This window comes from Kitasatospora sp. NPDC004614, from assembly GCF_042873675.1.
Taxonomy (GTDB): Bacteria; Actinomycetota; Actinomycetes; order Streptomycetales; family Streptomycetaceae; genus Kitasatospora.
Window position 1 is genome coordinate 360,003 of the sequence record NZ_JBIALR010000003.1, and the last position, 24,114, is coordinate 384,116.

General features: G+C 71.6%; 19 protein-coding genes and 1 pseudogene. 9 read left to right on the forward strand and 11 right to left on the reverse strand.

The window, feature by feature from the left end; genetic code table 11:
* The first annotated feature begins 52 nt into the window (after positions 1-52).
* Entirely contained in the window at positions 53-271 is a 219-nt protein-coding gene (locus ACFYST_RS11095; RefSeq protein WP_387643234.1) for a zinc ribbon domain-containing protein, read from the forward strand.
* 70 nt (positions 272-341) lie between these two features.
* Here ACFYST_RS11095 and ACFYST_RS11100 read toward each other — a convergent pair whose 3' ends face one another.
* The 3 genes and pseudogenes from ACFYST_RS11100 to ACFYST_RS11110 all read right to left on the reverse strand — a co-directional run bounded on the left by ACFYST_RS11100 (position 342) and on the right by ACFYST_RS11110 (position 5,216).
* On the reverse strand, positions 342-1,184 hold the full coding sequence (locus ACFYST_RS11100; protein WP_387861427.1) for an HAD family hydrolase: 843 nt from the start codon (positions 1,182-1,184) through the stop codon (positions 342-344).
* Between the two features lie 30 nt (positions 1,185-1,214).
* Positions 1,215-3,749: pseudogene (locus ACFYST_RS11105) on the reverse strand (phosphoribosyltransferase).
* Between the two features lie 294 nt (positions 3,750-4,043).
* Positions 4,044-5,216 (reverse strand): HpcH/HpaI aldolase/citrate lyase family protein, encoded by a 1,173-nt coding sequence (locus ACFYST_RS11110; RefSeq protein WP_387861429.1) that lies wholly within the window; start codon positions 5,214-5,216, stop codon positions 4,044-4,046.
* 277 nt (positions 5,217-5,493) lie between these two features.
* Between ACFYST_RS11110 and ACFYST_RS11115 the strand changes: the two genes are divergently transcribed.
* A complete protein-coding gene (locus ACFYST_RS11115; protein ID WP_387861430.1) occupies positions 5,494-6,615 on the forward strand; it encodes a TerD family protein in 1,122 nt (373 codons plus the stop codon).
* A 139-nt stretch (positions 6,616-6,754) separates the two neighbouring features.
* Here the strand turns inward: ACFYST_RS11115 and ACFYST_RS11120 are convergent, their stop codons facing one another.
* A complete protein-coding gene (locus ACFYST_RS11120) occupies positions 6,755-7,495 on the reverse strand; it encodes a Tellurium resistance (protein WP_387861432.1) in 741 nt (246 codons plus the stop codon).
* A gap of 233 nt (positions 7,496-7,728) precedes the next feature.
* Here ACFYST_RS11120 and ACFYST_RS11125 point away from each other — a divergent pair, with 233 nt between their 5' ends.
* Positions 7,729-8,835 (forward strand): DUF2637 domain-containing protein, encoded by a 1,107-nt coding sequence (locus tag ACFYST_RS11125; protein ID WP_387861433.1) that lies wholly within the window; start codon positions 7,729-7,731, stop codon positions 8,833-8,835.
* Positions 8,836-8,944: 109 nt separating this feature from the next.
* Here ACFYST_RS11125 and ACFYST_RS11130 read toward each other — a convergent pair whose 3' ends face one another.
* Complete coding sequence (locus ACFYST_RS11130) at positions 8,945-10,033, reverse strand: DUF475 domain-containing protein (protein ID WP_387643224.1); 1,089 nt, start codon at positions 10,031-10,033, stop codon at positions 8,945-8,947.
* A 48-nt stretch (positions 10,034-10,081) separates the two neighbouring features.
* Entirely contained in the window at positions 10,082-10,657 is a 576-nt protein-coding gene (locus ACFYST_RS11135; protein ID WP_387643222.1) for a TerD family protein, read from the reverse strand.
* A 606-nt stretch (positions 10,658-11,263) separates the two neighbouring features.
* Here ACFYST_RS11135 and ACFYST_RS11140 point away from each other — a divergent pair.
* Positions 11,264-11,584 (forward strand): PQQ-binding-like beta-propeller repeat protein, encoded by a 321-nt coding sequence (locus tag ACFYST_RS11140; protein ID WP_387861577.1) that lies wholly within the window; start codon positions 11,264-11,266, stop codon positions 11,582-11,584.
* 58 nt (positions 11,585-11,642) lie between these two features.
* Here ACFYST_RS11140 and ACFYST_RS11145 read toward each other — a convergent pair whose 3' ends face one another.
* The 3 genes from ACFYST_RS11145 to ACFYST_RS11155 form a co-directional block, all read right to left on the reverse strand.
* Positions 11,643-12,218, reverse strand: coding sequence for a TerD family protein (locus ACFYST_RS11145; RefSeq protein WP_387643847.1), 576 nt, complete (start codon positions 12,216-12,218; stop codon positions 11,643-11,645).
* Between the two features lie 129 nt (positions 12,219-12,347).
* Positions 12,348-12,806, reverse strand: coding sequence for a peroxiredoxin (locus ACFYST_RS11150; RefSeq protein ID WP_387643218.1), 459 nt, complete (start codon positions 12,804-12,806; stop codon positions 12,348-12,350).
* 204 nt (positions 12,807-13,010) lie between these two features.
* Positions 13,011-13,448, reverse strand: coding sequence for a DUF3052 domain-containing protein (locus ACFYST_RS11155; protein WP_387643217.1), 438 nt, complete (start codon positions 13,446-13,448; stop codon positions 13,011-13,013).
* Between the two features lie 458 nt (positions 13,449-13,906).
* Here ACFYST_RS11155 and aceE point away from each other — a divergent pair, with 458 nt between their 5' ends.
* Positions 13,907-16,657 carry a pyruvate dehydrogenase (acetyl-transferring), homodimeric type gene (gene aceE / locus ACFYST_RS11160; protein WP_387643215.1) on the forward strand — a complete coding sequence of 917 codons (2,751 nt, stop codon included), beginning with the start codon at positions 13,907-13,909 and terminating at the stop codon, positions 16,655-16,657.
* Between the two features lie 118 nt (positions 16,658-16,775).
* Here aceE and ACFYST_RS11165 read toward each other — a convergent pair whose 3' ends face one another.
* A complete protein-coding gene (locus tag ACFYST_RS11165; protein WP_387861435.1) occupies positions 16,776-18,296 on the reverse strand; it encodes a hypothetical protein in 1,521 nt (506 codons plus the stop codon).
* Between the two features lie 150 nt (positions 18,297-18,446).
* Entirely contained in the window at positions 18,447-20,036 is a 1,590-nt protein-coding gene (locus ACFYST_RS11170; RefSeq protein WP_387861437.1) for an MFS transporter, read from the reverse strand.
* Positions 20,037-20,163: 127 nt separating this feature from the next.
* Between ACFYST_RS11170 and ACFYST_RS11175 the strand changes: the two genes are divergently transcribed.
* The 4 genes from ACFYST_RS11175 to ACFYST_RS11190 all read left to right on the forward strand — a co-directional run bounded on the left by ACFYST_RS11175 (position 20,164) and on the right by ACFYST_RS11190 (position 24,099).
* Entirely contained in the window at positions 20,164-20,829 is a 666-nt protein-coding gene (locus tag ACFYST_RS11175; protein WP_387861439.1) for a TetR/AcrR family transcriptional regulator, read from the forward strand.
* Between the two features lie 85 nt (positions 20,830-20,914).
* Complete coding sequence (locus ACFYST_RS11180; RefSeq protein WP_387861441.1) at positions 20,915-22,201, forward strand: histidine kinase; 1,287 nt, start codon at positions 20,915-20,917, stop codon at positions 22,199-22,201.
* Positions 22,198-22,872 carry a response regulator gene (locus ACFYST_RS11185; protein WP_387643209.1) on the forward strand — a complete coding sequence of 225 codons (675 nt, stop codon included), beginning with the start codon at positions 22,198-22,200 and terminating at the stop codon, positions 22,870-22,872. The genes ACFYST_RS11180 and ACFYST_RS11185 overlap by 4 nt, the downstream gene beginning before the upstream one ends.
* Positions 22,873-23,004: 132 nt before the next feature.
* Positions 23,005-24,099: an alpha/beta hydrolase gene (locus ACFYST_RS11190; RefSeq protein ID WP_387861443.1), complete on the forward strand. Its 1,095-nt coding sequence runs from the start codon at positions 23,005-23,007 to the stop codon at positions 24,097-24,099.
* Positions 24,100-24,114 lie beyond the last annotated feature (15 nt).

Below are 24,114 nucleotides of genomic sequence, written 5' to 3' on the forward strand. Positions count from 1 at the left end.
TGAGCGGACCGACCGGGCACCGGCCCGATCACCCCTCGGTACCCTGCTGACCATGCCTCGCTACGACTTCCGCTGCCGCTCCTGCGGCGCCACGTTCGAACTCAGCCGCCCGATGGCCCAGGCCAACGACCCGGCAGTCTGCCCGGAGGGCCACCCCGACACCGTGAAGCTGCTGTCGACCGTCGCCGTGACCGGCGGCGCGTCCGGCGCTGCCGCCCCGGCCCCAAGCGGCGGGGGCGGCGGCTGCTGCGGGGGCGGCTGCTGCGGCTGACCGGCGCCCACCGGCCACGGGTCACGGGCCACGGGCCACGGGTCACGCGTCACAGCCCACCGGCCACGGGTCAGCTCACGACCGCAACCTCCCCCGCGCGGACCCGGGCCAGCATCTGCCGGATGATCTCCTCGCCCGCCGCGACGCCGATCTCGGTGAGCGCGGTGACGCCCTCGGCGTTCCACCCGGTCTCGGCGAGTTCGCCGTGGCCGGGTCGCCAGCCGTGGTCGGCGGTGAGCAGCAGGTCCGCGTCGAGCAGTGAGTCTCCGGCGGCGAGGACGGTCCGCGCGCCGGTGCGGCGGCGGACCTCGGCCAGTGCGGCGCTCTTGGAGAGCGGTGCGGGCACCGCGTAGACCTTGCGGCCCTGGAGGGAGACCGTCCAGCCGCGGTCGGCACACCAGGCGGTGAGTTCGTCGATCCAGCCGGCGGGGAGTTCGGCGCGTTCGACCACCAGGTAGGCGAACAGGTCGTCGGCGACCCGCCGCTTGTGCGTCCACTCGGGGTCGGCGGCGATGGCGAGGTGTTCGACGACCTCGGGCAGCGGGGCGCTGGCGGCGTCCAGCCGGGTGCGGATCTCGTGCTGCCAGTCGGGGTCGGGCACGCCGTCGACCAGTAGGTGGCCGCCGTTGGCACAGACCGCGTACGGGGGTATCCAGCCGGGGGTGGGGCCGGGGAGGTTGATCCGCTCGTACTGGGTGCGGGTGCGGGTGGTGATCGGGACGACGGGGGTCTGCTCGGCGAGTTCGGCGAGCAGTTCGGCGGCCGTCTCGGTCATGAAGGAGAGCGCCTTGCCGTCGTGCACCTCCACCGAGAGCAGTCGCGGGGCGAGCCGGTCGGGCACGTCCAGAGCGAGCGCGCGGTTGGAGTAGACGAGGGTGCGGTCGAGGTCGCTGGCGACCAGGAACTGCGGCACGGGCGGGGTCTCCTTCGGTCGGGGGCAGGGTCAGGTGTGGACGGCGGTGCCGTCCGCGCCGGTGGCGCCACGGGTGTAGCGCGGGTGGATGAGACCGACGCAGCTGTACGGCAGGTGGTCGATCTCCTCGACGGGGACGCCGCGTTGGGCGGCGAGCAGCCGGACGTGGTCGAGGTCGGCGCCGGTGCCGCGGCGGGCGAGGATCCGCCAGGGGACGCGGCGCAGCAGCACCCGGGTGGTCTCGCCGACGCCGGGCTTGACCAGATTGACGCTGTCGATGCCGTACTCGGCGCTTATTCGTTCGACGGCGGCCCAGCCCTCCCAGGTGGGGGTGCGGTCGGCGGTGGCGAGCAGGGCGGTTTCGGCGGCGACGGCGGCGGCGACGGCCGGGAACTCGGCGGCGACGGTGTCGACGAACCGGGCGGAGACGTCGGCCTCGGCCAGGTGCCGGTAGTACTTGGCGCCGTGGAACTCGCCGGGACCGGTCAGGTCGGCGCGCAGCACGGTGCGGGAGACCAGGCCGGAGACGGTGGAGTTGAGGCAGGCGGAGGGGATCAGGAAGTCGTCGCGGGTGCCGTAGGTACGCACGCAGCTGCCGGGGTCGGCGAGGACGGCGAGGCCGGGGTCGAAGCCGGTGCCGGCCAGTGCCTGCTCGAGTTCGCGGGTGATGGCGCCCTTGCCCGTCCAGCCGTCGACGAAGACCACGTCGGCGGCGCGGTGGTGGGCGGCGAGGTGCTTCAGCGCGACCTGGTCGATGCCGCGGCCGCGGACGATGGAGACGGTGTAGTGCGGCACGTCGAGGCCGTGGGCGTGGGCGAGCCAGCGGCGGATCAGGATGCCGACGGGGGTGCCGGCCCGGGCCAGCGAGGCGAGCACCAGGTGCGGTCCGCGTTCGCGCAGCAGGGTTTCGGCGACGGCGCCGACGGCGGTGGCCAGCCGGGTCGCGGAGGCGGCCAGCGCGGTGTGGAACAGCTGCTGGTACTCGGGGCTGGGCTGGTACTCGACCGGCAGCGACTCGGCGTAGTGGGCGCCGCCGGACTGCACGGCCTCCTCGCGTTCCTCGACGGGTGCTTCGAGGTGGACGTCGGAGAGGTCCTTGAGCAGCCAGGTGACGTCGGTGGCCGGGTAGCTGGAGAAGGCCGGTCCGTGCAGTGGGCGGGCGGCGGGCGGGGAGGGGGCGGTGTGTGCGGTCATGCCGGGCCTTCGGTGGGGTGCGCAGGGGTGATGCTCTGGCAGCGGGTGGTCGGCGGGGCGTCAGGCGGGTGGCGCTGGGCGGTACGACGGGAGAACGGCGAGCACCACGTGGTCGGTGGCGGTGCGCAGGCGGGGCAGCAGGGCGTCGGGGCCGTGGTGCAGGGCGGGGGTGTCGGCGGGGTCGTCGACGACCAGGACGACGGTGTCGAAGCGACGGGCCGGGTCGCTGCCCGGGGCGACGTTGTAGGCGTAGCGCTCGGTGGCGTCGTCGCCGGCCGGGTCGTCGTGGGCGGTGAAGGCGAGCCGGGTGCGGATCGCGTAGCCGGGGTGGTCGTGGGCGAACACCGGGGAGCGGGTGGTGGTGGAGAACCGCACCTCGGCGTCCGGGAGTTGGCGTTGCAGGGCGTCGGCGAGCCGCAGCGGGGCGTACATCAGCTCTTCGCAGCCGAGCACCAGGATGCGGCGGGGCCGGGGGCCGACGGCGGCGGCGAGGGCGGCGCCGAGCGCGGGGAGCGCATCTTCCAGCCGGCGGCGGTGGGCGGGGGTGAAGCCGTGCCGGCCGCCGTCCGGCAGGCCGTCCGGCCATGGCAGCCAGAGATGCGCCAACTCGCCTGCGGGCTCGACGGGTTGTGGCTGCTCGGGGGTGGCGTCGATGAGTTCCCGGGCGCGGTCCAGGACGCCCTCCGGCAGCTGGACGCCGCCGCCGGCGGTGGCCACCAGGTCGAGCCGGGCGCCGAGTTCGGCGGCGGCGACCTCCAGGCGGGCGCGGTCGGCGGGGGTGCGCAGGTCGACCAGGGCGACCACCACGTACCGCTCGCGGGGGTGCGCGGCGTGCAGGGCGCGGATGGTGTTGAGCACCGTGGTGCCGGTGGAGAACTCGTCGTCGACCAGCACCAGCGGCCCGTCCCCGGCGAGCAGCCCCGGATCCTCGGGCAGCAGCAGGTGGCTGGTGGCGTGCGAGTGCTCCTCCTCGAAGCCGCCGAGCGGGACGAGGCCGGGCACCGGGCGGCGGGTGGAGTGCAGGTAGGGCGCGTCGAGGCCGTCGGCAACGCTGTGGCCGAGGGCGGTGGCGGTCTCCGCGTAGCCGAGCACCACGGCCCGCGCCGCCTCCGCGGGGCCGAGCAACGCGGCCACCCGGCGGCCGAGTTCGAGCCCGGCGCCGTGCACCACCTCGGGCCGCTGCGGGACGTGCTTGCCCAGCACCTGGGAGACCAGCAGGTGCGCGCGCTTGGGGTTGCGGCGCAGCGCGAGGCCGATCAGCGCGGTGAGTTCCGGCCCGCCGGTCAGGCGCAGGCCCAGCCGGTCGGTGACCCACTGGCCGGTCCAGGGGTCGGCCCCGACCGGCCCGGGGGCGGTGGTGTCTACGGTCATCGGGGGCTCCTCTCATCACGACGACGGGTGGTGCTGCTGGTGCCAGGAAGGACGCACGGCTGCACGTCCGGGTTCGAGCGTACGGGGAGCGCAACCGCCCGCGGATCGGCCGACCGGCCAACCTCCGCGCACCGATCGGCGCGAATCGGATGACCGTCCGGTGGACACCGGCATCGTCCGATCGGCTGACACCGGATCAGAAACCGGTCCAGAAACGGGCGCAGGAAGCAGGACGAAGGAGGCAGGGCGCAGGAAGCAGGGCCCGGGACGCGCAGGACTCAGGACACACAGGACTCAGGACACACAGGCCGAGAGCAGTTCGGCGAACGACACGTCGGCCCGCGCGACGCCGAACACCCCGGCGCGCAGCAGCACCCGCTCGGCCCAGGCCCGGTGCGGCTTGGCCTCGTTCATCTTGTTGGTGTACGCGGAGCGGCTCACCCCGCCGCCGCCCCGGTGCTGCTGCAGGATGTCGCTGGCGTCGCACAGTTCCTCGTGGGTGACCACGGACAGCGCGTGCACGGCGGCGACATGGCTGGGGTGGATGCAGGTCTTGCCCAACAGGCCGTTGGCCCGGTCGAGTTCGATCTCCCGGATCAGCCCGTCCAGGTCGTGCTCGATCAGCCGCTGCCGGACCTGGTCGGCGGGCGGGGTGACCTCGGCGAACGGGGTGCGGCGCAGCTGCGGCTTGAACATCCGTTCCTGGAGCGGGAAGTACTCCCAGACCGGACCGGTGACGGTGAACCCGGTGCCGTCGGCGCGGCCGAGCACGTTGACCACGTCGCCGATCACCTGGGCGACCAGCGCCACGTCGTAGGCGGTCAGGTCGGGCGAGCGGCGCAGCCCGTACGCGGAGCACAGGTCGGTGACGCCGAGCCGGACCGCGAGGACCCGGTCGCGGTGCTTGTCGAGCAGCCGGGCGATGCCGAACAGCTGCTCGCGGCGGCTCTCCAGGTGGGCGAGTTCGGGCGACTCCAGCACCGGCATCACGAACAGCCGCTGTCCGCCGGTCTCTTCGGCGCGGGCCAGCGCCTCCAGGAAGGGCCGCCCGCTGTCCTCGGTGAACTTGGGCACCACGAAGCCGCTGAGCAGCCGCAGCGCGGGCCCGAGCCGCCGGGCCAGGTCGGTGATCTGCTCGGGAGCGCGGACCCGGACGAACAGCAGCGGCAGCTGCGAGGCGGCGTCATCAAGGGCGAGCTCGGTGAGTTGGGCGACCAGGTTGTGCTCGGCATCGTCCACCTCGTGGTCGGCTATCGCGTCCTCCAGGCACAGCACCATGGAGATCACGCCGCGGGCGGCCTGCCGCCGGATGTCGCGGGCCAGGGTGGGACGGGTGGCGGGGCTGTAGAGCGTGGCGCCGAGCGCGGTGGCCAGGACGTCCGCCCCGCTGTCCCGGTCGAAGGCGACGGGCTGCTCGTGAAAGAGCCGGTTGCGGACGTCGTCCGCGAGATGCCCGAAGTGGCGCAAAGTGCTCTCCCGCTCTGATCTGTGGGGCCCGCTCGGGGCCGCGTACGGCTGACGCCTCGACACATGGACGGTTGGCGTGGCCGGATAGTTCACCGCGGCGGCGGTCGCCGCGGTGGGGTCGGGAGCACCGGGCCGCCGGCCGCCCATCGTACGACCGGGCAACACCGGGGAAGCAGTTCGGAACCCCGAGTCCCACCGGCCGGCCGCCACCGCCCGGACTCGCCGATGCCGCGGCCGCGTTGTCCCGGGCCCCGGGCAGGCGGCAGGATGGTGCGTTATGACGCACGTGATGGCGAAGGGCGCCAACATCCCGCTGACGGCCAACGCCGTCCGTGCCGTCCTGCGTTGGACGGACACCCCGGGCATCCCGGACGTGGACGCCTCGGCCCTGCTGCTGGCCGAGGACGGCAGGGTCCGCGACGACCTGGACTTCGTGTTCTACAACCAGCCCCGGCACCCGTCCGGTCTGGTCCGCCACCTGCCCAAGCAGGCCGCGGACGGCTGGATCTGGGACGCGGTGGAGATCGACCTCGCGAAGCTGCCCGCCGGGGTGGACCGGGTGGTGCTGGCCGGTTCCGCCGAGGGCGGGGCGTTCCCCGCCGTGCCGGGCCTGCGGGTGCTGCTGTTCGACGCCGGCCTGCCCGAAGGGACGCCCGCGCTGGCCGAGTTCGCCGTCGACGAGTACGAGCAGGTGACGGCGCTGGTCGCCGCCGAGCTGTACCGCCGCTCCGGCAGCTGGAAGTTCCGCGCCGTCGGCCAGGGGTACGTGAACGGGCTGATCGCGCTGGCCACCGACTTCGGCATCACCGTCGAGGACTCCACGGGCGACGGCGGCACCCCGCTGTCCGCCGACCCCCGCCTGCCCGACCCGGCCACCGCACCCGCGGCCGCCACCGAGCCGCCGGTGTCCGCGCCCGCCCCGCTCCCGGTGGACGAGGACGACTGGACGATCGCCCCGGCCCTGCCCACCCAGGCCCAGGCCCCCGCCCCGGCGCCGGTCGCCGCGCAGCCCGCCCCGATCGTCGCCCCGCCGCCGCCGGCGCTGCCGCCGACCGTCCACCACGCCGCGCAGCCCCCCGTCCCGCAGGCCGCCGGGTACGGCTACCCACAGCCGCAGCAGCAGGGCTACGGCTACCCGCCGGCTCAGCCCCAGCCCCAGCCGCAGGCGGGCGGCTACGGCTACCCCCACCCGGCCGCCCCCGGCTACGGCCACCCGCAACCGCAGGCGGGCGGCTACGGCTACCCGCAGCAGCCGCCCGCGCCGCCCACCCACCAGCAGCCGGTGCAGCAGCAGCCCGCACCCGTACCGCAGCAGCCCGCCCAGCAGCCCCCGGCACCCCCGCAGCCGGGCGCGCCGTTCGCACTGCCGCCGCAGGGCCCGCAGTTCCAGCCGCGCTGACCGCACCGGCGCACCAAAGCGCCAGAGCACCGCGACGCCAAGCACCAAGGCGCCAAAGCACCGCAACGCCAAGCGCCAAAGCGCCAAAGCGCCAAAGCGCCAAAGCACCGCAACGCCGCAACGTCACGGCGCCGAAGCGTCAACTCCCGGGCCGGTCGGGGGTCTTGTACCCCCGCTCCCACTGCATGCCGAAGCCGTACAGCCGGTCCAGGTCCGACTGGAAGCCGTGCACGTACTTCACCTCGCGGCGGATCGTCAGCTTGCCATCGCCGTCGTTCTCGATCAGCACCACCGCGCACGAGCGGGCCGCCGCGGCCCGCTCGTCCAGCTTGATCTCGATCCGCGGGCCGCTCTGCGGAACGATGGTGACCACCGCCTGGGTGCGGTCGAACGCGGGGGTGTCGTCGTAGATGTAGACGAACACCAGCAGCCGCTTGAACTGGTCCTTCTTCTCCAGGTTGATGTGCATGGTCTCGCCGGACGAGGCGCCTGACACGTCGTCACCGGAGAGTTTGATGTACGGCGGCCGGTTCAGGTCGCCGAAGAGCCGGCCGAGCGGCTGCACCACGCCCCGGGTGCCGTCGGCGAGTTCGTACAGGCAGGCCAGGTCGAGGTCGACGTTCAGCGGGGCGGTCCCGCCGGCGGTGGGCGCCAGCGGGCGCAGGATCCGCGGGTCGAAGAACCGGCGCAACGCGTTGCCCGCGGTGGGCCGGTCAGCGCTGCGGGTCGACCAGTGCAGGTTGATGTACAGGTAACCGGTGGTGGCCGCCGAGCCCGTGATCGCGTGTTGTGGCTGCGACTTGGTCAGTGTGACCTTGAACTGCCCTCCGGTGTCGAAGCTGTTGCGGTCCCCTTTCAGGAACTCCCACACCGAGACCATCGTGTCCTCCCCCAGCGCCGGTTCTGTCCTAGCTCTCCAATACCCACCCACGGGGTCCTGAGTCAACGTCAACCCGCTGGTACGGACCGCTGGCAGAGGGTTCGTCACTCCCGTACGATGCCCGCCCCCAGGACGCGATATCGTCTGTCCGCACAGGTGTCCCGTGCGTTGTCCCGTGCGCCACGTCACCTCCAACTTCCCCTGCCCTGCGGAAAGCCGAGGCCCTCCCCGCGATGAACCTCTCCTCCATACAGCTGGTCTGGGCCGTGGTCGGCGGCGCAGCTCTGCTGTTCACCGCCATCCTGGTGGCCTTCCTGCGTTTCAAGAACAACAAGGCCGAGGAGTCCGGCGACTCCTGGGAGCGCAGCGAGGAGCGCCGCCGCCGCAAGGAGGCCATCTACGGCGGTGCGTCGTACGTCCTGCTGTTCTGCTGCGCTGGCGTCGCGGCCGCGCTGTCGTTCCACGGCCTGGTCGGTTTCGGCCAGCAGAACCTGAACCTGTCCGGCGGCTGGGAGTACCTGGTCCCGTTCGGCCTGGACGGCGCGGCCATGTTCTGCTCGGTGCTCGCGGTGCGCGAGGCCAGCCACGGTGACGCGGCGCTCGGCTCCCGCATGCTGGTGTGGCTGTTCGCCATCGCCTCGGCCTGGTTCAACTGGGTGCACGCCCCGCGCGGCGGTTCGCACGACGGCGCCCCGCAGTTCTTCGCCGGCATGTCGATCTCGGCGGCCGTGCTGTTCGACCGGGCGCTGAAGCAGACCCGCGTGGCGGCGCTGCGCGAGCAGGGCCTGGTCCCGCGTCCGCTGCCGCAGATCCGCGTGGTCCGCTGGCTGCGCGCCCCGCGCGAGACCTACGCCGCCTGGTCGCTGATGCTGCTAGAGAACGTCCGCAGCCTGGACGAGGCCGTCGAGGAGGTCCGCGAGGAGCGCCAGGCCAAGATGGACGCGAAGATCCGCGCCCGCAGCGCCGACCGCCGCGAGCGGGCCGAGCTGAAGGCGATCTCCCGCCAGAACGGCGTGCTGGGCCGGAGCCGGGGCGGCCGTCAGGTGCCCGCCCTGGCCGCCGCGGGCGACTCCCCGTCGTCCGCTACGGAGCCTGCCCTAGCCGCCGAGGAATCCGCTCTCGACCGGGTCGGCGCCTCCGCCCTGGAGCCCGCCGCCCTGAACGCCGGCCGTCGCCCCCGCGCCGCCGTCGAGTCGCCCACCACCGGCAGCGGCTCGTACTCGTCCAGCAGCTCGTACTCGTCGAGCATCGACCTGACGATGGACGAGGACACCCTGTCGATGCCGAAGCTGGACTCGCTGGAGCGCAAGCTCCGGGCGATCGAGCAGCAGCTCGGCTGAGGCCCGGCAGCTCGGTCTGAACCCCGCAGCGCGACCGGAACCCGCCACAAACGAGAGCCGCCCACCGGGAAGTTTCCCGGTGGGCGGCTCTCTGCGTGCGGTGCGCCGGCTAGCTCTCGGCCGGCGAGGCGCCCTCCAGCGCCTGTTCCCGCTTGTTGCGGACCATCGAGCTGGCCAGTGCCGCGCCGATGAAGGCGACGCCGACCAGGCCGGTGACGAGCTCCGGGATGTGGTACTTGATCGAGGCGAGCAGGATCAGCGCCAGCGCGCCGATCGCGTAGTGCGCGCCGTGCTCCAGGTACACGTAGTCGTCCAGGGTGCCCTTGCGGACCAGGTAGACGGTCAGCGAACGGATGTACATCGCGCCGATGCCGAGGCCCAGGGTGATCTGGAAGATGTCCTGCGAGATGGCGAACGCGCCGACCACGCCGTCGAAGGAGAAGGACGCGTCCAGCACCTCCAGGTAGAGGAAGAGGAAGAACGCGGCCTTGCCGCCGACCTGGACGATCGACTTGCCCTTGCGCTCGGCCTCGTGCTCGGCCTCCTCCTGCTCCTCCAGGCCGGCCTCGAAGACCCCGGAGAGGCCGTTGACGGCGAGGTAGGTGGCCAGACCGCAGACACCGGCCAGCAGGACCGTTTCGGCGCGGTCACCGGCGAACAGCCGGGCCGACACGGCGAGCAGCACCAGCGCGATGACCGAGGAGAGGGCTTCCAGCTTGCCGATCTTCTCCAGCGGCTTCTCGATCCAGCGCAGCCAGTTGAACTCCTTCTCCTCCAGGATGAAGTCGAGGAAGATCATCAGCAGGAAGATGCCACCGAACGCGGCGATCGCCGGGTTGGCCATCTCCAGGTACTGCGCGTAGGTGTGCCCGTCGTGGGTCTTGCTGGAGTCGAGCGCCAGCTGCACCACGGTCGCCGGGTTGAGGTGCGCGGTCAGGGCCACCACCAGCAGCGGGAAGACCAGCCGCATGCCGAAGACCGCGATCAGCACACCGACCGTCAGGAAGATCTTCTGCCAGAAGGCGTTCATCCGCTTGAGAACGGTGGCGTTGACGACGGCGTTGTCGAAGGACAGGGAGATCTCGAGGATCGAGAGGATCAGGACGACGCCGAATCCTTCGGCCCCCCAGATCAGGCCGGCGGCAATCAGGCCGGCGATCGTGATGGCGAAGGACCATCCGAACGTACGGAGGAACACGGGGTCAGTTACCTTTCTGGCTACCGGAATTGACCGATTCCGGGCTGCTTACTGAACGTTGACGCCAAAATCGAGCGCGATGCCGCGCAGGCCGGAGGCGTAGCCCTGGCCGACGGCACGGAACTTCCACTCGCCCTGGTAGCGGTACAGCTCGCCGAAGATCATCGCGGTCTCGCCGGACGCGTCCTCGGTGAGGTCGTAGCGGGCGATCTCGTTGCCGTCGCTCACGTTGGCCACACGGATGTAGGCGTTGGAGACCTGGCCGAAGCTCTGCAGCCGGGCGTCGGCGTCGTAGATGGACACCGCGAAGACGACCTTGTCGATCTGCACCGGCACCAGGTCGAGGTGGACGTCGACCACCTCGTCGTCGCCGTCACCGTCGCCGGTGAGGTTGTCGCCCTGGTGCTCGACCGAGCCCTCGGGGCTGCGCAGGTTGTTGTAGAAGACGAAGTACTCGTCGCCGAGGACCCGGCCGCCGGAGCACAGCAGTGCACTGGCGTCCAGGTCGAACGGCGCGCCGGTGGTGGACCGGGCGTCCCAGCCGAGGCCGATCCGAACCTGCGTCAGGTTCGGCGCGGCCTTGGTCAGCGAGACGTTTCCGCCCTTGGCAAGGGTGACGGTCATCGGACTTTCCTCCCAGCTCCCGTCTCCGGGGCTCCCGGGGTGTACAGCGGCGGTCTGCCGTCGAAGCCGCCCGGGAGGGCCGGTCCGACGGGGCGCGCCCGAAGGACGCACCCCAAGAGATCTACGCCCCTCGACGGCCGTACAGTGCTGCACACCCGACTGAACTTCCTGAACTCCGCTCTCTCCGCCCGGCCCGGCCGCCGCGCCCCGCGGGCCCGAAATCGCCCCGCGCGCACCCCGGCCGGGGGCGGATCGCGGCCGAATCTATCAAGCCCCCGCCCCGGTTCCGCTCCGACCGGGACCGGCCGGAACCCGCCCAGTACGCTGCCGGGACCGCCGGACGAACCGTCGCGCGGGCACGGACGCACCAGGACGGACAGCGGGAGCATCGCAACGATGCCGTTCGAACCGCTCGACCGCACCGACCCCGAATCCGTAGGCCCCTACCGGCTGTTGGCGCGCCTCGGCGTCGGCGATGGGTCCCTCCTGCCCGGCGGCGGGCAAGGAGGGAGGGGCGGGTCTACCCGGCCCGTCCGGCCGGCAAGCACGTCGTCTACTCGATACTCGGCGGCCTGACCATGACCTGCCAGGGCACCACCGACACCCCTGCCGCCCCGAGCCGGGTGGTGGGCCTTCAACGCGGCAGACGGCACCGAACTGTGGCACCTGGAGCTGCCGTCCGAGGTGCTGATGGACAAGGTGCTGACGGACAAGGTGCTGACGGACAGCAGCCCGGTGCTGGTCCGGAACACCCTGTTCGTGCCCACCGCGGACCGCGGCATCTACGCGGTGGACGTGGTCAACCACAAGCTCCGCTGGACCTTCCAGACCTGCGCCTCGATCGACCTGCCCTGGCACCTGGCCGGCAACGACGACCTGCTGATCGCCGTCCAGGGCGACCGCGTGATGGCGCTCCCCGCGGAGTAGCGACGGCGACGGGCCGGGCCCGCGAACGGACCCGGCCCGCACTGCGCCCGGCGCAGCCTCAGACGTTGACGCCGAAGTCCTGCGCGATGCCGCGCAGGCCGGAGGCGTAGCCCTGGCCGATGGCGCGGAACTTCCACTCGGCGCCGTTGCGGTACAGCTCGCCGAAGACCATCGCGGTCTCGGTCGAGGCGTCCTCCGACAGGTCGTAGCGGGCGATCTCGGCGCCGCCGGCCTGGTTCAGCACCCGGATGAAGGCATTGCGGACCTGGCCGAAGCTCTGCTGCCGGTTCTCCGCGTCGTAGATCGACACCGGAAAGACGATCTTGGCCACGTCGGCCGGGACGCCGGCCAGGTCGACCTTGATCTGCTCGTCGTCGCCCTCGCCCTCGCCGGTGAGGTTGTCGCCGGTGTGCTCGACCGAGCCGTCGGCGCTCTTCAGGTTGTTGAAGAAGATGAAGTCGGCGTCGGAGCGGACCCGGCCCTGCTCGGTGCAGAGCAGCGCGCTGGCGTCCAGGTCGAAGTCCGTGCCGGTGGTGGTGCGTACGTCCCACCCGAGGCCGACAACCACGGCGGTCAGGCCGGGCGCCTCCTTGGTGAGCGAGACATTGCCGCCCTTGCTCAGGCTGACACCCACGTGGTCCTCCAAGAAGTCGGGTTCCCGATCCGTCAACGGCCCGATCGTAGTGCGGGGTTCCCGGCCGGGGGTGGCGACTCGGCCCGGCGCCGCGCCGAAAATCGGCCCGGCGCCCGGCCGAGGGTGGTGTCAGAGCGCGCCGAGGGCGGCCAGGTACTCCTGGGTGTCACGGGCGTCCGGGAGGCCGTTGACGACGCTCCAGCGGACCACGCCCTCCTTGTCGATGACGAAGGTGCCGCGGACGGCGCAGCCCTTCTCCTCGTTGAAGACGCCGTAGGCGCGGGAGGCCTCGCCGTGCGGCCAGAAGTCCGACAGCAGCGGGTACTCAAGGCCCTGCTGGTCGGCGAAGACCCGCAGCGAGAACGGCGAGTCGACGGAGACGGCGAGCACCTGCACCTCGTCGTTCTGCAGGCGCGGCAGCTCCTTCTGGATCTCGCAGACCTCGCCGGTGCAGACACCGGTGAAGGCGAACGGGTAGAAGACCAGGACGACGTTCTGCTCGCCGCGGAAGTCGGACAGCTTCACCGACTCGCCGTGCTGGTTCTTCAGCTCGAAGTCGGGGGCCTGGGCGCCGATCTCGATGGCCATGAGGGGACCTTCCTGCCGGATCTTGGTGGTGCGGGCAGGGAAATCTTCCCACTCGCACATCCCCAGTTCGGCCGTTCGGGTGAGGCGGTGGGGCCGCTCGAGGCGTCGTTCAGCCCTGAGCGAACAAGGTGGCGGTGGCAACGGACCGCGGGCCCCGGCGGAGTCTTCTCCGCCGGGGCCCGCGTTTCGGTCGCGGTCCGAAGCTCAGCGCTTGCCGGTCTTCGAGGCCTTCGGGGTGGCCAGGCGGGTACCCGCCCAGTCCTTGGCGATCGCCACCGAGCTGGTCTGCGACAGGCCGGCAGTCTTGGCGGCATCGGCGATCTCGTGCGCCTCGACGTGCCCGTCACGGCCGGTCTTCGGCGTCAGCAGCCAGATCAGGCCGCCCTCCGCCAGGTACTCCAGGGCGTCGACCAGGGCGTCGGTGAGATCCCCGTCCTCGTCGCGGTGCCACAGCAGGACGCCGTCTGCGACGTCGTCGTAGTCCTCGTCGACGAGTTCGGAGCCAGTGATGTCCTCGATCCCCTCGCGGAGGTCCTGGTCACTGTCTTCGTCGTACCCGATCTCCTGAATGATCTGGCCCTGTTCGAAGCCGAGACGAAGAGCCGGGTTGGACTTGTCCGCGGGGTCCGCGGTCGCGCTCACGGGAATAACCTCCAGTATTCGGCTCGGCATCCATGCCGAGGCTGTGGCCGTAGTCCACACGGGAGCGGCGGTTCGCGCAAGTACCCGACCCCCGATCCCACCCAAAGGTTGACGCGTCGGGGGCCGACACGCCGCCCTCCGTGTGGCCAATTGCTCCGAAATGTCCGTATCCGTACCGGACCGGGACGCTTCGTCGCCCACCCACACGCAGACCGTACGCCTGCCCGAGATACGAACGGCATTCGGGCCAGCCGTGTGTGCGGGCGTAAAGTCTTCTGTTGGCCCTCATCCCGGCCGGCCGCCATCGTCCGGCCGGGGTCCCAGGTCGGACCACCTCCTGACCGTACCGCCCAACCGGCGGAACGGTTACCGATCGGTAGAGATGACGGATCTCCGAACGCGGTAGCACGATGGAGGCGGCGCGACAACTCAGTTTCGACCGACAGTGAAGGAACAGCGTGGCTTCCGGATCCGATCGCAACCCGATCATCATTGGCGGCCTCCCGAGCCAGGTCCCGGACTTCGATCCCGAGGAGACCGCGGAATGGCTGGAGTCGCTTGACGCTGCCATCGACGAGCGCGGGCGCGAGCGTGCCCGCTACCTGATGCTGCGGCTGATCGAGCGCGCCCGTGAAAAGCGTGTCGCCGTGCCCGAGATGCGCAGCACGGACTACGTCAACACCATCGCCACCAAGGACGAGCCGTTCTTCCCCGGCAACGAGGAGATCGAGCGCAAGATCCTCAACGCGACGCGGTGGAACGCGGCCGTCATGGTCTCCCGCGCCCAGCGTCCCGGCATCGGCGTCGGCGGCCACATCGCCACCTTCGCCTCGTCCGCGTCGCTGTACGACGTGGGCTTCAACTACTTCTTCCGCGGCAAGGACGCCGACGGCGAGTCCGGCGACCAGGTGTTCTTCCAGGGCCACGCGTCGCCGGGCATCTACGCCCGCGCCTTCCTGCTGGACCGCCTGACCGAGCAGCAGCTCGACGCGTTCCGCCAGGAGAAGTCCAAGGCGCCGTACGGCCTGTCCAGCTACCCGCACCCGCGGCTGATGCCGGACTTCTGGGAGTTCCCGACCGTCTCGATGGGCCTCGGCCCGCTCGGCGCGATCTACCAGGCCCGGATGAACCGCTACCTGGAGCACCGCGGCATCAAGGACACCTCCGACTCGCAGGTGTACGCCTTCCTCGGCGACGGCGAGATGGACGAGCCCGAGTCGCTCGGCCAGCTGTCCCTGGCCGCCCGCGAGGGCCTGGACAACCTGACCTTCGTGGTCAACTGCAACCTGCAGCGCCTGGACGGCCCGGTCCGCGGCAACGGCAAGATCATCCAGGAGCTGGAGTCGCAGTTCCGCGGCGCCGGCTGGAACGTCATCAAGCTGGTCTGGGACCGCACCTGGGACCCGCTGCTGGCCCAGGACCGCGACGGCGTCCTGGTCAACAAGCTGAACACCACCCCGGACGGCCAGTTCCAGACCTACGCCACCGAGACCGGCTCGTACATCCGCGAGCACTTCTTCGGCGGCGACCTGCGCCTGCGCGCCATGGTCGAGAACATGACCGACCAGCAGATCCAGCACCTGGGCCGCGGCGGTCACGACCACCGCAAGGTGTACGCCGCGTTCAAGGCCGCCCGCGAGCACAAGGGCCAGCCGACCGTCATCCTGGCGCAGACCGTCAAGGGCTGGACGCTGGGCCCCAACTTCGAGGGCCGCAACGCCACCCACCAGATGAAGAAGCTGACGGTCGAGGACCTTAAGCGCTTCCGCGACCGGCTGCGCCTGCCGATCACCGACAAGCAGCTCGACGAGGGCTACCCGCCCTACTACCACCCGGGCCGCAACTCGGAAGAGATCCAGTACATGCACGACCGCCGCAAGGAGCTCGGCGGCTACGTGCCCACCCGCAAGGTCCGCCCGCGCAAGCTCGAACTCCCGGGCGACGACGCGTACAAGGCGGTCAAGAAGGGCTCCGGCAACCAGACCATCGCCACCACCATGGCGTTCGTCCGGGTGCTCAAGGACCTGATGCGGGACAAGGGCATCGGCAACCGCTTCGTGCCGATCGCGCCCGACGAGTACCGCACCTTCGGCATGGACTCGCTCTTCCCGTCCGCCAAGATCTACAACCCGCTCGGCCAGACCTACGAGTCGGTCGACCGCGAGCTGCTGCTGGCGTACAAGGAGTCCCCGTCCGGCCAGATGCTGCACGACGGCATCTCCGAGGCCGGCTGCACCGCCTCGCTGATCGCCGCCGGCTCGTCCTACGCGACGCACGGCGAGCCGCTGATCCCGGTCTACGTCTTCTACTCGATGTTCGGGTTCCAGCGCACCGGCGACCAGTTCTGGCAGATGGCCGACCAGCTGGCCCGCGGCTTCGTGATCGGCGCCACCGCCGGCCGCACCACGCTGACCGGCGAGGGCCTGCAGCACGCCGACGGCCACTCCCAGCTGCTGGCCTCCACCAACCCCGGTGTGGTCGCCTACGACCCGGCCTACGGGTACGAGATCGCCCACATCGTCCAGGACGGCCTGCGCCGCATGTACGGCTCCTCCGCCGAGCACCCGCACGGCGAGGACGTCTTCTACTACATGACCGTCTACAACGAGCCCATCAAGATGCCGGCCGAGCCGGAGGGCGTGGACGTCGACGGCATCCTCAAGGGCCTCTACAAGCTCGCCGAGGGCGGCGCCGGCCAGATCCCCGCGCAGCTGCTCGCCTCCGGCGTGGCGGTGCCGTGGGCCCTCGAGGCGCAGCGCATCCTCGCCGAGGAGTGGAACGTCAAGGCGGACGTCTGGTCGGCCACCTCCTGGAACGAGCTCCGCCGCGACGCCGTCGAGGCCGAGGAGTTCAACCTGCTGCACCCGGAGGAGCCGCAGCGCGTCCCGTACGTGACGTCGAAGCTCTCCGGGGCCGAGGGTCCGTTCGTGGCCGTCTCCGACTGGATGCGGGCCGTCCCGGACCAGATCTCCCGCTGGGTGCCCGGCCAGTACCAGTCCCTGGGCGCCGACGGCTTCGGCTTCGCCGACACCCGCGGCGCGGCCCGGCGCTTCTTCCACATCGACGCCCAGTCGATCGTCCTGGCCACCCTCACGGAGCTGGCCAAGCAGGGCAAGATTGACCGCTCGGCGCTGAAGTCCGCGATCGACCGCTACCAGCTGCTCGACGTGGCCGCGGCCGAGCCGGGTGCCGCGGGCGGCGACGCCTGATCGCTCTGGCATAGAGATCCGCCCGAGGAGGGAACTTCCCTTCTCGGGCGGATCTCTGCGTTGCGGCCTTCCGCTTCGCGCGGTTCCCCGCGCCCCGGCGGGCGCGGTGGACGTCGCGTCAGACGTGGGCCAGCGGCCTGCTCTCGCTCGCGTCGCGCTCCGCGGGCTTCGTCGCCGGGGCGGCGAGCAGCGCTGCCGGGGCCAGGACGAAGGCCAGGCCGGTGGCGAAGATGCCGTAGATCAGGTGCTTGGTGTTCTCGATCGCCTCGCCGTACATCGCGGTGACGAACTGCGTCAGGGTCACCCCGCCGAGGCAGATCATCAGCGCCAGGAACGCCCGGCGTCGCGGGTTGCCCGCGCTGCGGCGCAGCCACCACGCACCGGCCGCGGCGAGGGCGAGCTGGAGGCCGAGGACGAAGCCGCCGCCGAAGGTCCGCAGGAAGCCGGTGTAGAGGGAGAGGCGGTGTTCCTGCGCGCCGGCCGGCTTTCCGGCGCCGACCGGGTAGGTGCCGAGGTTCTCGGGGCGGGAGGTGGCGAAGTCGTCCAGTCCGCCGTCGGCGATCCGGAGTGCGACGCCGGGGTGGCGCAGCAGGTAGCCGCCGATGTTGCCGTAGGTGATCCTGTCCTTGACCTCCGGCCAGCGCGGGTCCTTCTGCGGGGCCTTCTCGCCCCACCAGTTGAGTCCGGCGTACTGGCCGAAGTCGGCCGGGAGGCCGAGTGCGACGGCGTCCTTCTCGGGGTGGGGGCTCTTGCCCATGATCCCGACGAAGATCATCTCGGTCCGGTTGATCTCCTTGAACGAGTCCATCTGGAACATCAGCGTGTGCAGCCCGGCCGCGCCGACGACCGCCGCCGCGGCCAGCGGCAGGGCCCGGGAGCCGAGGCGGCCGGTCCACCGGCCGATCGGGACGCGGGACGTCAGCAGCAGTATCAGGAACGGGACGGCCATCGTCAGCGCCTGCATCTTGGACGCGCACACCGTCACCGAGCCGACGGTGAACACCGCGAGGCCCAGTACCCGGGCCCGGCGCGAGCCGCCGAGGTGCATCGCTCCGGCGGTGGCGAACAGCAGGCCGGTCAGCCCGGCCAGCTCGCTGAACGGCGAGGCGGCGTAGTCCGCGACCACCGAGTCGCCGACGACCACGAACAGCGCCGCGCAGACCAGCAGGCGCAGCGTCAGGCGGCCGCGCAGGGCGACCGCGAAGACCGCGAACGCCAGGCCCACCAGGGCGCACCAGAGCAGTGCCTGTGCCCGCAGGTCCAGGTAGCCGTGGTAGCCGAGCAGTCGGCTGATCGGCCGGGCCAGTTCCGGCATCCACTGGCCGCTGCCGGGGTAGCGGTTGCCGGGGGGGCATTCGCCGGGCAGCGCGTGGTCGTAACGGAAGTTGGCCCATTTGAACCACCACCAGGAGCCCTCGTCGAGGTGCACCTTGGCGTCGAGGGCGCACATCCGGCTCGGGCCGTCGCCGTTGTCGGCGAGGCCGATCGGGCCGTTGTGGAAGATCCGGACGACCATCGCCGCGGCGGCCGCCAGCCCCACCAGCGGGCCGAACACCCACCAGCGCCCGAGGAACGCCGCCACCCGTTCCGTTCGGCGACGCGGCACTGCCTGGCGCCCCTGCGTTCTCTGCTCACTCACGGACCGCACCTTAGTGCAGTAATCGAATATCGAATCGAGTGCCAGGAGGGGGGCAAAAAGATCGCAAAACCCGCGCGGGCAACCCCCGGAAAACGGAGCGGCCCGTCCGCGGGAAGAACCTCCTTCCCCCGGACGGGCCTTGGCGGTGCGTCAGATGTGCACGGCCGGACCGGCGTCGTTCGCGCCGCGCTTGGTGAGCAGGCCGAGGGCCGCCGCGACGGCGGCGACGATCGCGGCGACGGTGAAGGCCAGGCCCATGCCGCTGACGAAGGACGAGTGGACGGCGTCGGCGATGCCCTGGGTGACCTCGGCGGGGACGCCGGGCTGGGCCGGCGGGGCGATGCCCAGCTGGGCGAGCTGCTTGAGACCCTCGCCCTGCTCACCGCCGGGCAGCGGCTGGCCGGTGGCGGCGGTCCACTTGCCGGGGAGCACGCTGGTGACCTTGGAGGCCATCACCGCGCCGAGCACGGCGGTGCCGAGGCTGCCGCCGACCTGCATCGCGGCCTGCTGGAGGCCGCCGGCCACACCGGACAGCTCCAGCGGGGCGTTGCCGACGATGACCTCGGTGGCGCCGACCATGACGGGGCTGAGGCCGAGGCCCATCAGCAGGAACCAGAGCGACATCACGCCGTTGCCGGAGTGGATGTCCAGGGTGGACATGCCGAGCATCGCGCCGGTGGTGAGCAGCATGCCCACCATGATCGGGATGCGCGGGCCGATCCTGCCGATCAGGAAACCGGCCACCGGAGCGCCGACGATCATCATGCCGGTCATCGGCAGCAGGTGGACGCCCGCGTCGACCGGCGCCATGCCGTGCACGTTCTGCAGGTAGAAGGTGACGAAGAAGATGCCGCCGAAGAACGCGAAGGCCATCAGCACCATCAGCAGGGTGCCGGCCGACAGCGGCACCGAGCGGAACAGCGACAGCGGGATCAGCGGCTCCTTGGCGAAGTTCTGCCAGACCGCGAACACCACCAGCGCGAGCACCGCGCCGCCGAGGAAGAGCAGCGTGGCGGGGTCGCCCCAGCCCCAGGTCGGGGCCTTGATGATGCCCCAGACCAGCATGAACATCGCACCGGAGAGCAGCACGATGCCGGGGATGTCGAAGGACTTGGCGGCGTTCTCGGCGCGGACGTCCTTGAGGATCAGCAGGCCCAGGACCAGGGCGACGATGCCGACCGGGATGTTGATGAAGAACACCGACTCCCAGTTGACGTGCTCGACCAGCAGACCGCCGACGATCGGACCGGCCGCGGTGGAGGCACCGATGACGCCGCCCCAGATGCCGATCGCCATGTTGAGCTTCTCGGCGGGGAACGCCCCGCGCAGCAGGCCGAGCGCGGCGGGCTGGAGCAGCGCGCCGAACAGGCCCTGCAGCACCCGGAAGAAGATCACCTGCTGGATCGAGCCGGCGAAGCCGATCGCGGCGGAGGTGGCGGCGAAGCCGACCGCGCCGACCAGGAAGGTCGACTTGTGGCCGAACCGGTCGCCGATCTTGCCGGCGGTGATCAGGAAGACCGCCAGGGCCAGCAGGTACCCGGAGGTGACCCACTGGATGTCGGCGGGGCTGGCCTTCAGGTCGGTCTGGATCGCCGGGTTGGCGATGGCGACGACGGTGCCGTCGAGGGCCACCATCATGACGCCGACGGCGACGGTGAGGAGGGTCAGCCAGGGGTGCCCCCGCAGCTTCCCTCCGGCGGCCGGGGCCGCCTCCTTGTCGAGTACGACGGACTGGCTCATGGCTCGGGACTTCCCCGTTCGTGTGGTGTGGCGAGAGAGCGGCTCCGCCATTATGTCAGTCGCTGACAATCGACATGCCGTGACTTGTGCCACTTGATGACAAATGGCAGGACGCTATCGTAGAAGCATGGCCACCCCGCTCCCCGCCGCCGTCCAGCCCCCCGCTGGCCTGCGCGAACGCAAGAAGCAGCGCACCCGCGACGCGTTGATCGGCGCCGCGCACCGACTGTTTCTCGGCCAGGGGTTCGCACGGACCACGGTGGACGAGATCGCGGCCGAGGTGGAGGTCTCCCAGCGCACCTTCTTCCGGTACTTCGCCAACAAGGAGGAGGTCGCCCTCGCGGTGCTCGCCGACGTCGAGGAAGAGTTCCTCGAGCGGCTGCGCACCCGGCCCGCCGAGGAGAACCCGCTCCAGGCGATGCGCGGCGCGGTGCACGAGGTCTGGCAGGCCATCGACCAGGACCGCGGGGCCCGCTACGGCACCGTCACCGCCGTCCTGGAGCTGTTCGAACTGATCGAGTCCACCCCCACCCTGCTCGCCGCCCACCTGCGGCACTCCTTCCAGCAGGAGGGCGAAGTGGCCCGGATCCTCGCCGAACGCGAGGCACTCGACCCGGACACCGACCTGCGCCCCCGGCTGCTCGCCGCCGTATTCGGCACCGTGGTGCGGATCTCGCACCTGTCGTACGCCGCCAGTGCCGACCAGCACAGCCACTGCACGGACGGCATGCTGGCCCTGCTGGAGCGCCACTTCGACGAACTCGGACCGGCGCTGGCCGGCTCCTGGCGCTGAGGGCCCGAGTAGTACTCCGGTATCACCCGCGTCGCCCGACCGGAGTATGAGGACACCGGCCCCGCCCCGTTCTACCCTCGGCCCGGTGACCACCTGGAAGACCTTCCTCAGCGCCCTCGTCGAACCCGTCCCGAACCACCGGCCGCCGCTGGCCAACGCCCGCAAAGCATGGATGCGGGCGCTGCCCTTCGTGGTGGTGCTGGCCATGATCGGTGCGCTGCTGCCCACCGGCATCGTCGCGCTGACGCAGTTCTACGGGGTGAACGGGGGCCTCGCCGCCGCACTGGCCACGGTCCAGGCCGGGGCGCTGGCACTGGCCCTGGTCCGGCCGCTGACCGCCTGGCAGCTGGTGGCACCGTCGGTGCTGGTCGGCGCGGTCGTCACCCACGGCGAGGCCGCCACCCAGGCCTGGCCGTGGCCGGTCCCCACCCTGCTGAGTTACCTGTTCCTGATGGTGTTCCTGGCGATCCGGGAAAGCGGACGCACCCTGCTCGCCGTCTGGGCGGTCACCTTCGTCGGCAACAGCCTCAGCTGGTCCGTCTTCAACGAGCACTTCGACGGCACCTCGGTGGTGGTCACCGTGCTCTCCGGGGTGATCCTGCTGCTCGGCTGGAGCCTGCGCAGCCGCGACGAGGCGCAGCGGCTGCTCGCCGCCCAGGAACAGATCTCCGAGACCGAACGCGCCCGGCGCACCTTGCTGGAGGAACGCGCCCGGATCGCCCGCGAGTTGCACGACGTGGTCGCCCACCACATGTCGGTGATCGCCGTCCAGGCCGACAGCGCCCCGTACCGGATCGAGGGCCTGCCCGAGCCCGCCGTCGCCGAATTCGGGCAGATCGCCTCCGCTGCCCGCGGCTCGCTCGCCGAGATGCGGCGCCTGCTCGGCGTGCTGCGGGCCGCCGACACCGAGGCCGACAAGGCCCCGCAACCGGGCCTCGACGACCTGCCGGGCCTGCTCGCCACCGTGGCCCAGGCCGGCGTCCGGGCCGAACTCGACCTCGCCGACGACGTCCGGGCCCTCGGCCCCGTCCCCGAGGCGGTCGGCCTGTCCGCGTACCGGATCGTCCAGGAAGCCCTGGCCAACGTCGTCCGGCACGCCCCCGGCGCCACCGCCCGGGTCCGGGTCGCGGCGGCCGACGGCGCCCTCACCGTGGACGTCCACAACGACCCGGCCCCCGGCAAGGCCACCGCCGTCGAAGTCTCCGCCTCCACCGGACACGGCCTGACCGGAATGCGGGAACGCGTACGTCTGCTGGATGGCACCCTGGACACCGGCCCGACCGCCGACGGCGGCTACCGGGTCGCCGCCGTCCTGCCGATCGACCGCCCCGCAACGGCGGTCGGCACCGCCCCAGGGGAGAACACCGCATGACCATCCGCGTCCTCATCGTCGACGACCAGGCGATGGTCCGCGCCGGCTTCGCCGCCCTGCTCGGCGCCCAGAGCGACATCGACGTGGTCGGCGACGCCGCGAACGGCCTCCAGGCCCTGGAAGTCAGCCGGCACACCCACCCCGACGTGGTCCTGATGGACGTCCGCATGCCCGAGATGGATGGCCTCGAAGCCGCCCGCCACCTCCTCGACCCCCCGCCCGGCGTGATCCACCGCCCCCGCGTCCTGATGCTCACCACCTTCGACGTCGACGACTACGTGTACGAGGCCCTCCGCGCCGGCGCCTCCGGCTTCCTCCTCAAGGACGCCCCACCCGCCGACCTGATCAACGCCGTCCGCGTGGTCGCCGCCGGCGACGCCCTGCTCGCCCCCTCCGTCACCCGCCGCCTGATCGCCGACTTCGCCCAGAACCGCCCCACCCCCCGCCGCGACCCCCGCCTCCGCCTCAACGGGCTCACCCCCCGCGAGACCGAAGTCCTCGAACTCATCGCCCGCGGCCTCTCCAACCAGGAAATCGCCGCCCACCTGATCCTCGCCGAACAGACCGTCAAGACCCACATAGGCCGCATCCTCGCCAAGCTCAACCTGCGCGACCGCGCGCAGGCCGTCGTCCTCGCCTACGAGAGCGGCTTGGTGCAGCCCGGCAGTTGAGCAACCTCCCCGCGCCCCTGGCTGCCCGCACTCCCACCCAGGTATGACGTGCGTCTTGGCTCCGCAGGGTGACGCCCCGCCACGCACCTCGTTCCTACCTTCCTCCTCGTCACCGAACGGGAGGAGGAAGCGATGCTGGGGCGTCTGCGTCGAGGGACGGCCGTCGCGGGGTTGGTGCTGGCGGCGGTGCTGGGGGTGGGGTCGTGGACGTCGGCGGATGCGCAGACGCCGCTGACGGGGCCGCCGCCGGGGTCCGCGGAGTGGGTGGCGGACACCGCGCTGGGGGTGCGGCTGCCCGATCCGACGAACGCCTCCCCGGCCGAAGTTGCGGCGTTCTTCGACGCGTTGGCCCCGGACCAGCAGCGGCAGCTCGCGTTCCGGCACCCGCAGGTCCTCGGCAATCTGGACGGCGCGCCGGTCCCCCTCCGCTACTTGGCGAACTCCCTGGCCCTCGCCCAGGAACGCGCCCGTGAGCAGGCCCGCGCCACCGACGCCTCGCTCCTGCCGGAAGAGCGCGAGCAGGCCGCCCGGAAGGCCGCCCGCTACGCCGAACTGACCGGCCGCCAACTTCTCGTCTTCGATCCTCGCGGCCGCGGCCAACTCGCCGAGGTGTTCGGCGATCTGGCCCACGCCGCCCGCACCGCCGTCCTCGTGCCCGGTTCGGACGTCGATCTGGCCTCGTCCGACCGCCTCGCCGCCATGGCGAAGGAACTGCGCGCCGCTGCCAAGGACCAGGTCGCCGTGGTGGCGTGGGTCGGCTACACCACGCCCGTCGGCGTGGGGCTGGACGCCGCCCGGGAGGAGCTCGCCCGGGCGGGGGCCCCGCGGCTGGAGCGTCTGGTCGCCGGCCTGGCCCCGCTGACCGGGCCCGTCACTCTCTTCTGCCACAGCTACGGCTCGGTGGTGTGCGGGCAGTCCGCGCCGGATCCGGCGCGGGTCTCGGGGCTGGTGGTGTTCGCCTCGCCGGGGCTGGGCCTGGAGCGGGCGGACGAGTTGAAGGTGCCGGTGTGGGCGGTGGCCCGCAATCCGGAGGACTGGATCTCGAACGTGCCGCACGTCTCGGTGTTCGGGCTCGGGCACGGCGCCGACCCGACGTCCCCGGGGTTCCACGCCCGCCTGCTGCCATCGACGGGTTCGCACGGCCACAGCGACTACTTCGCCCCCGGTTCGGCCTCGCTCGCGGCCTTCGCCGCGCTCGCCGCGACCGGCTCCCCCACCACCGCCTGACGACCTGTCGAGGAG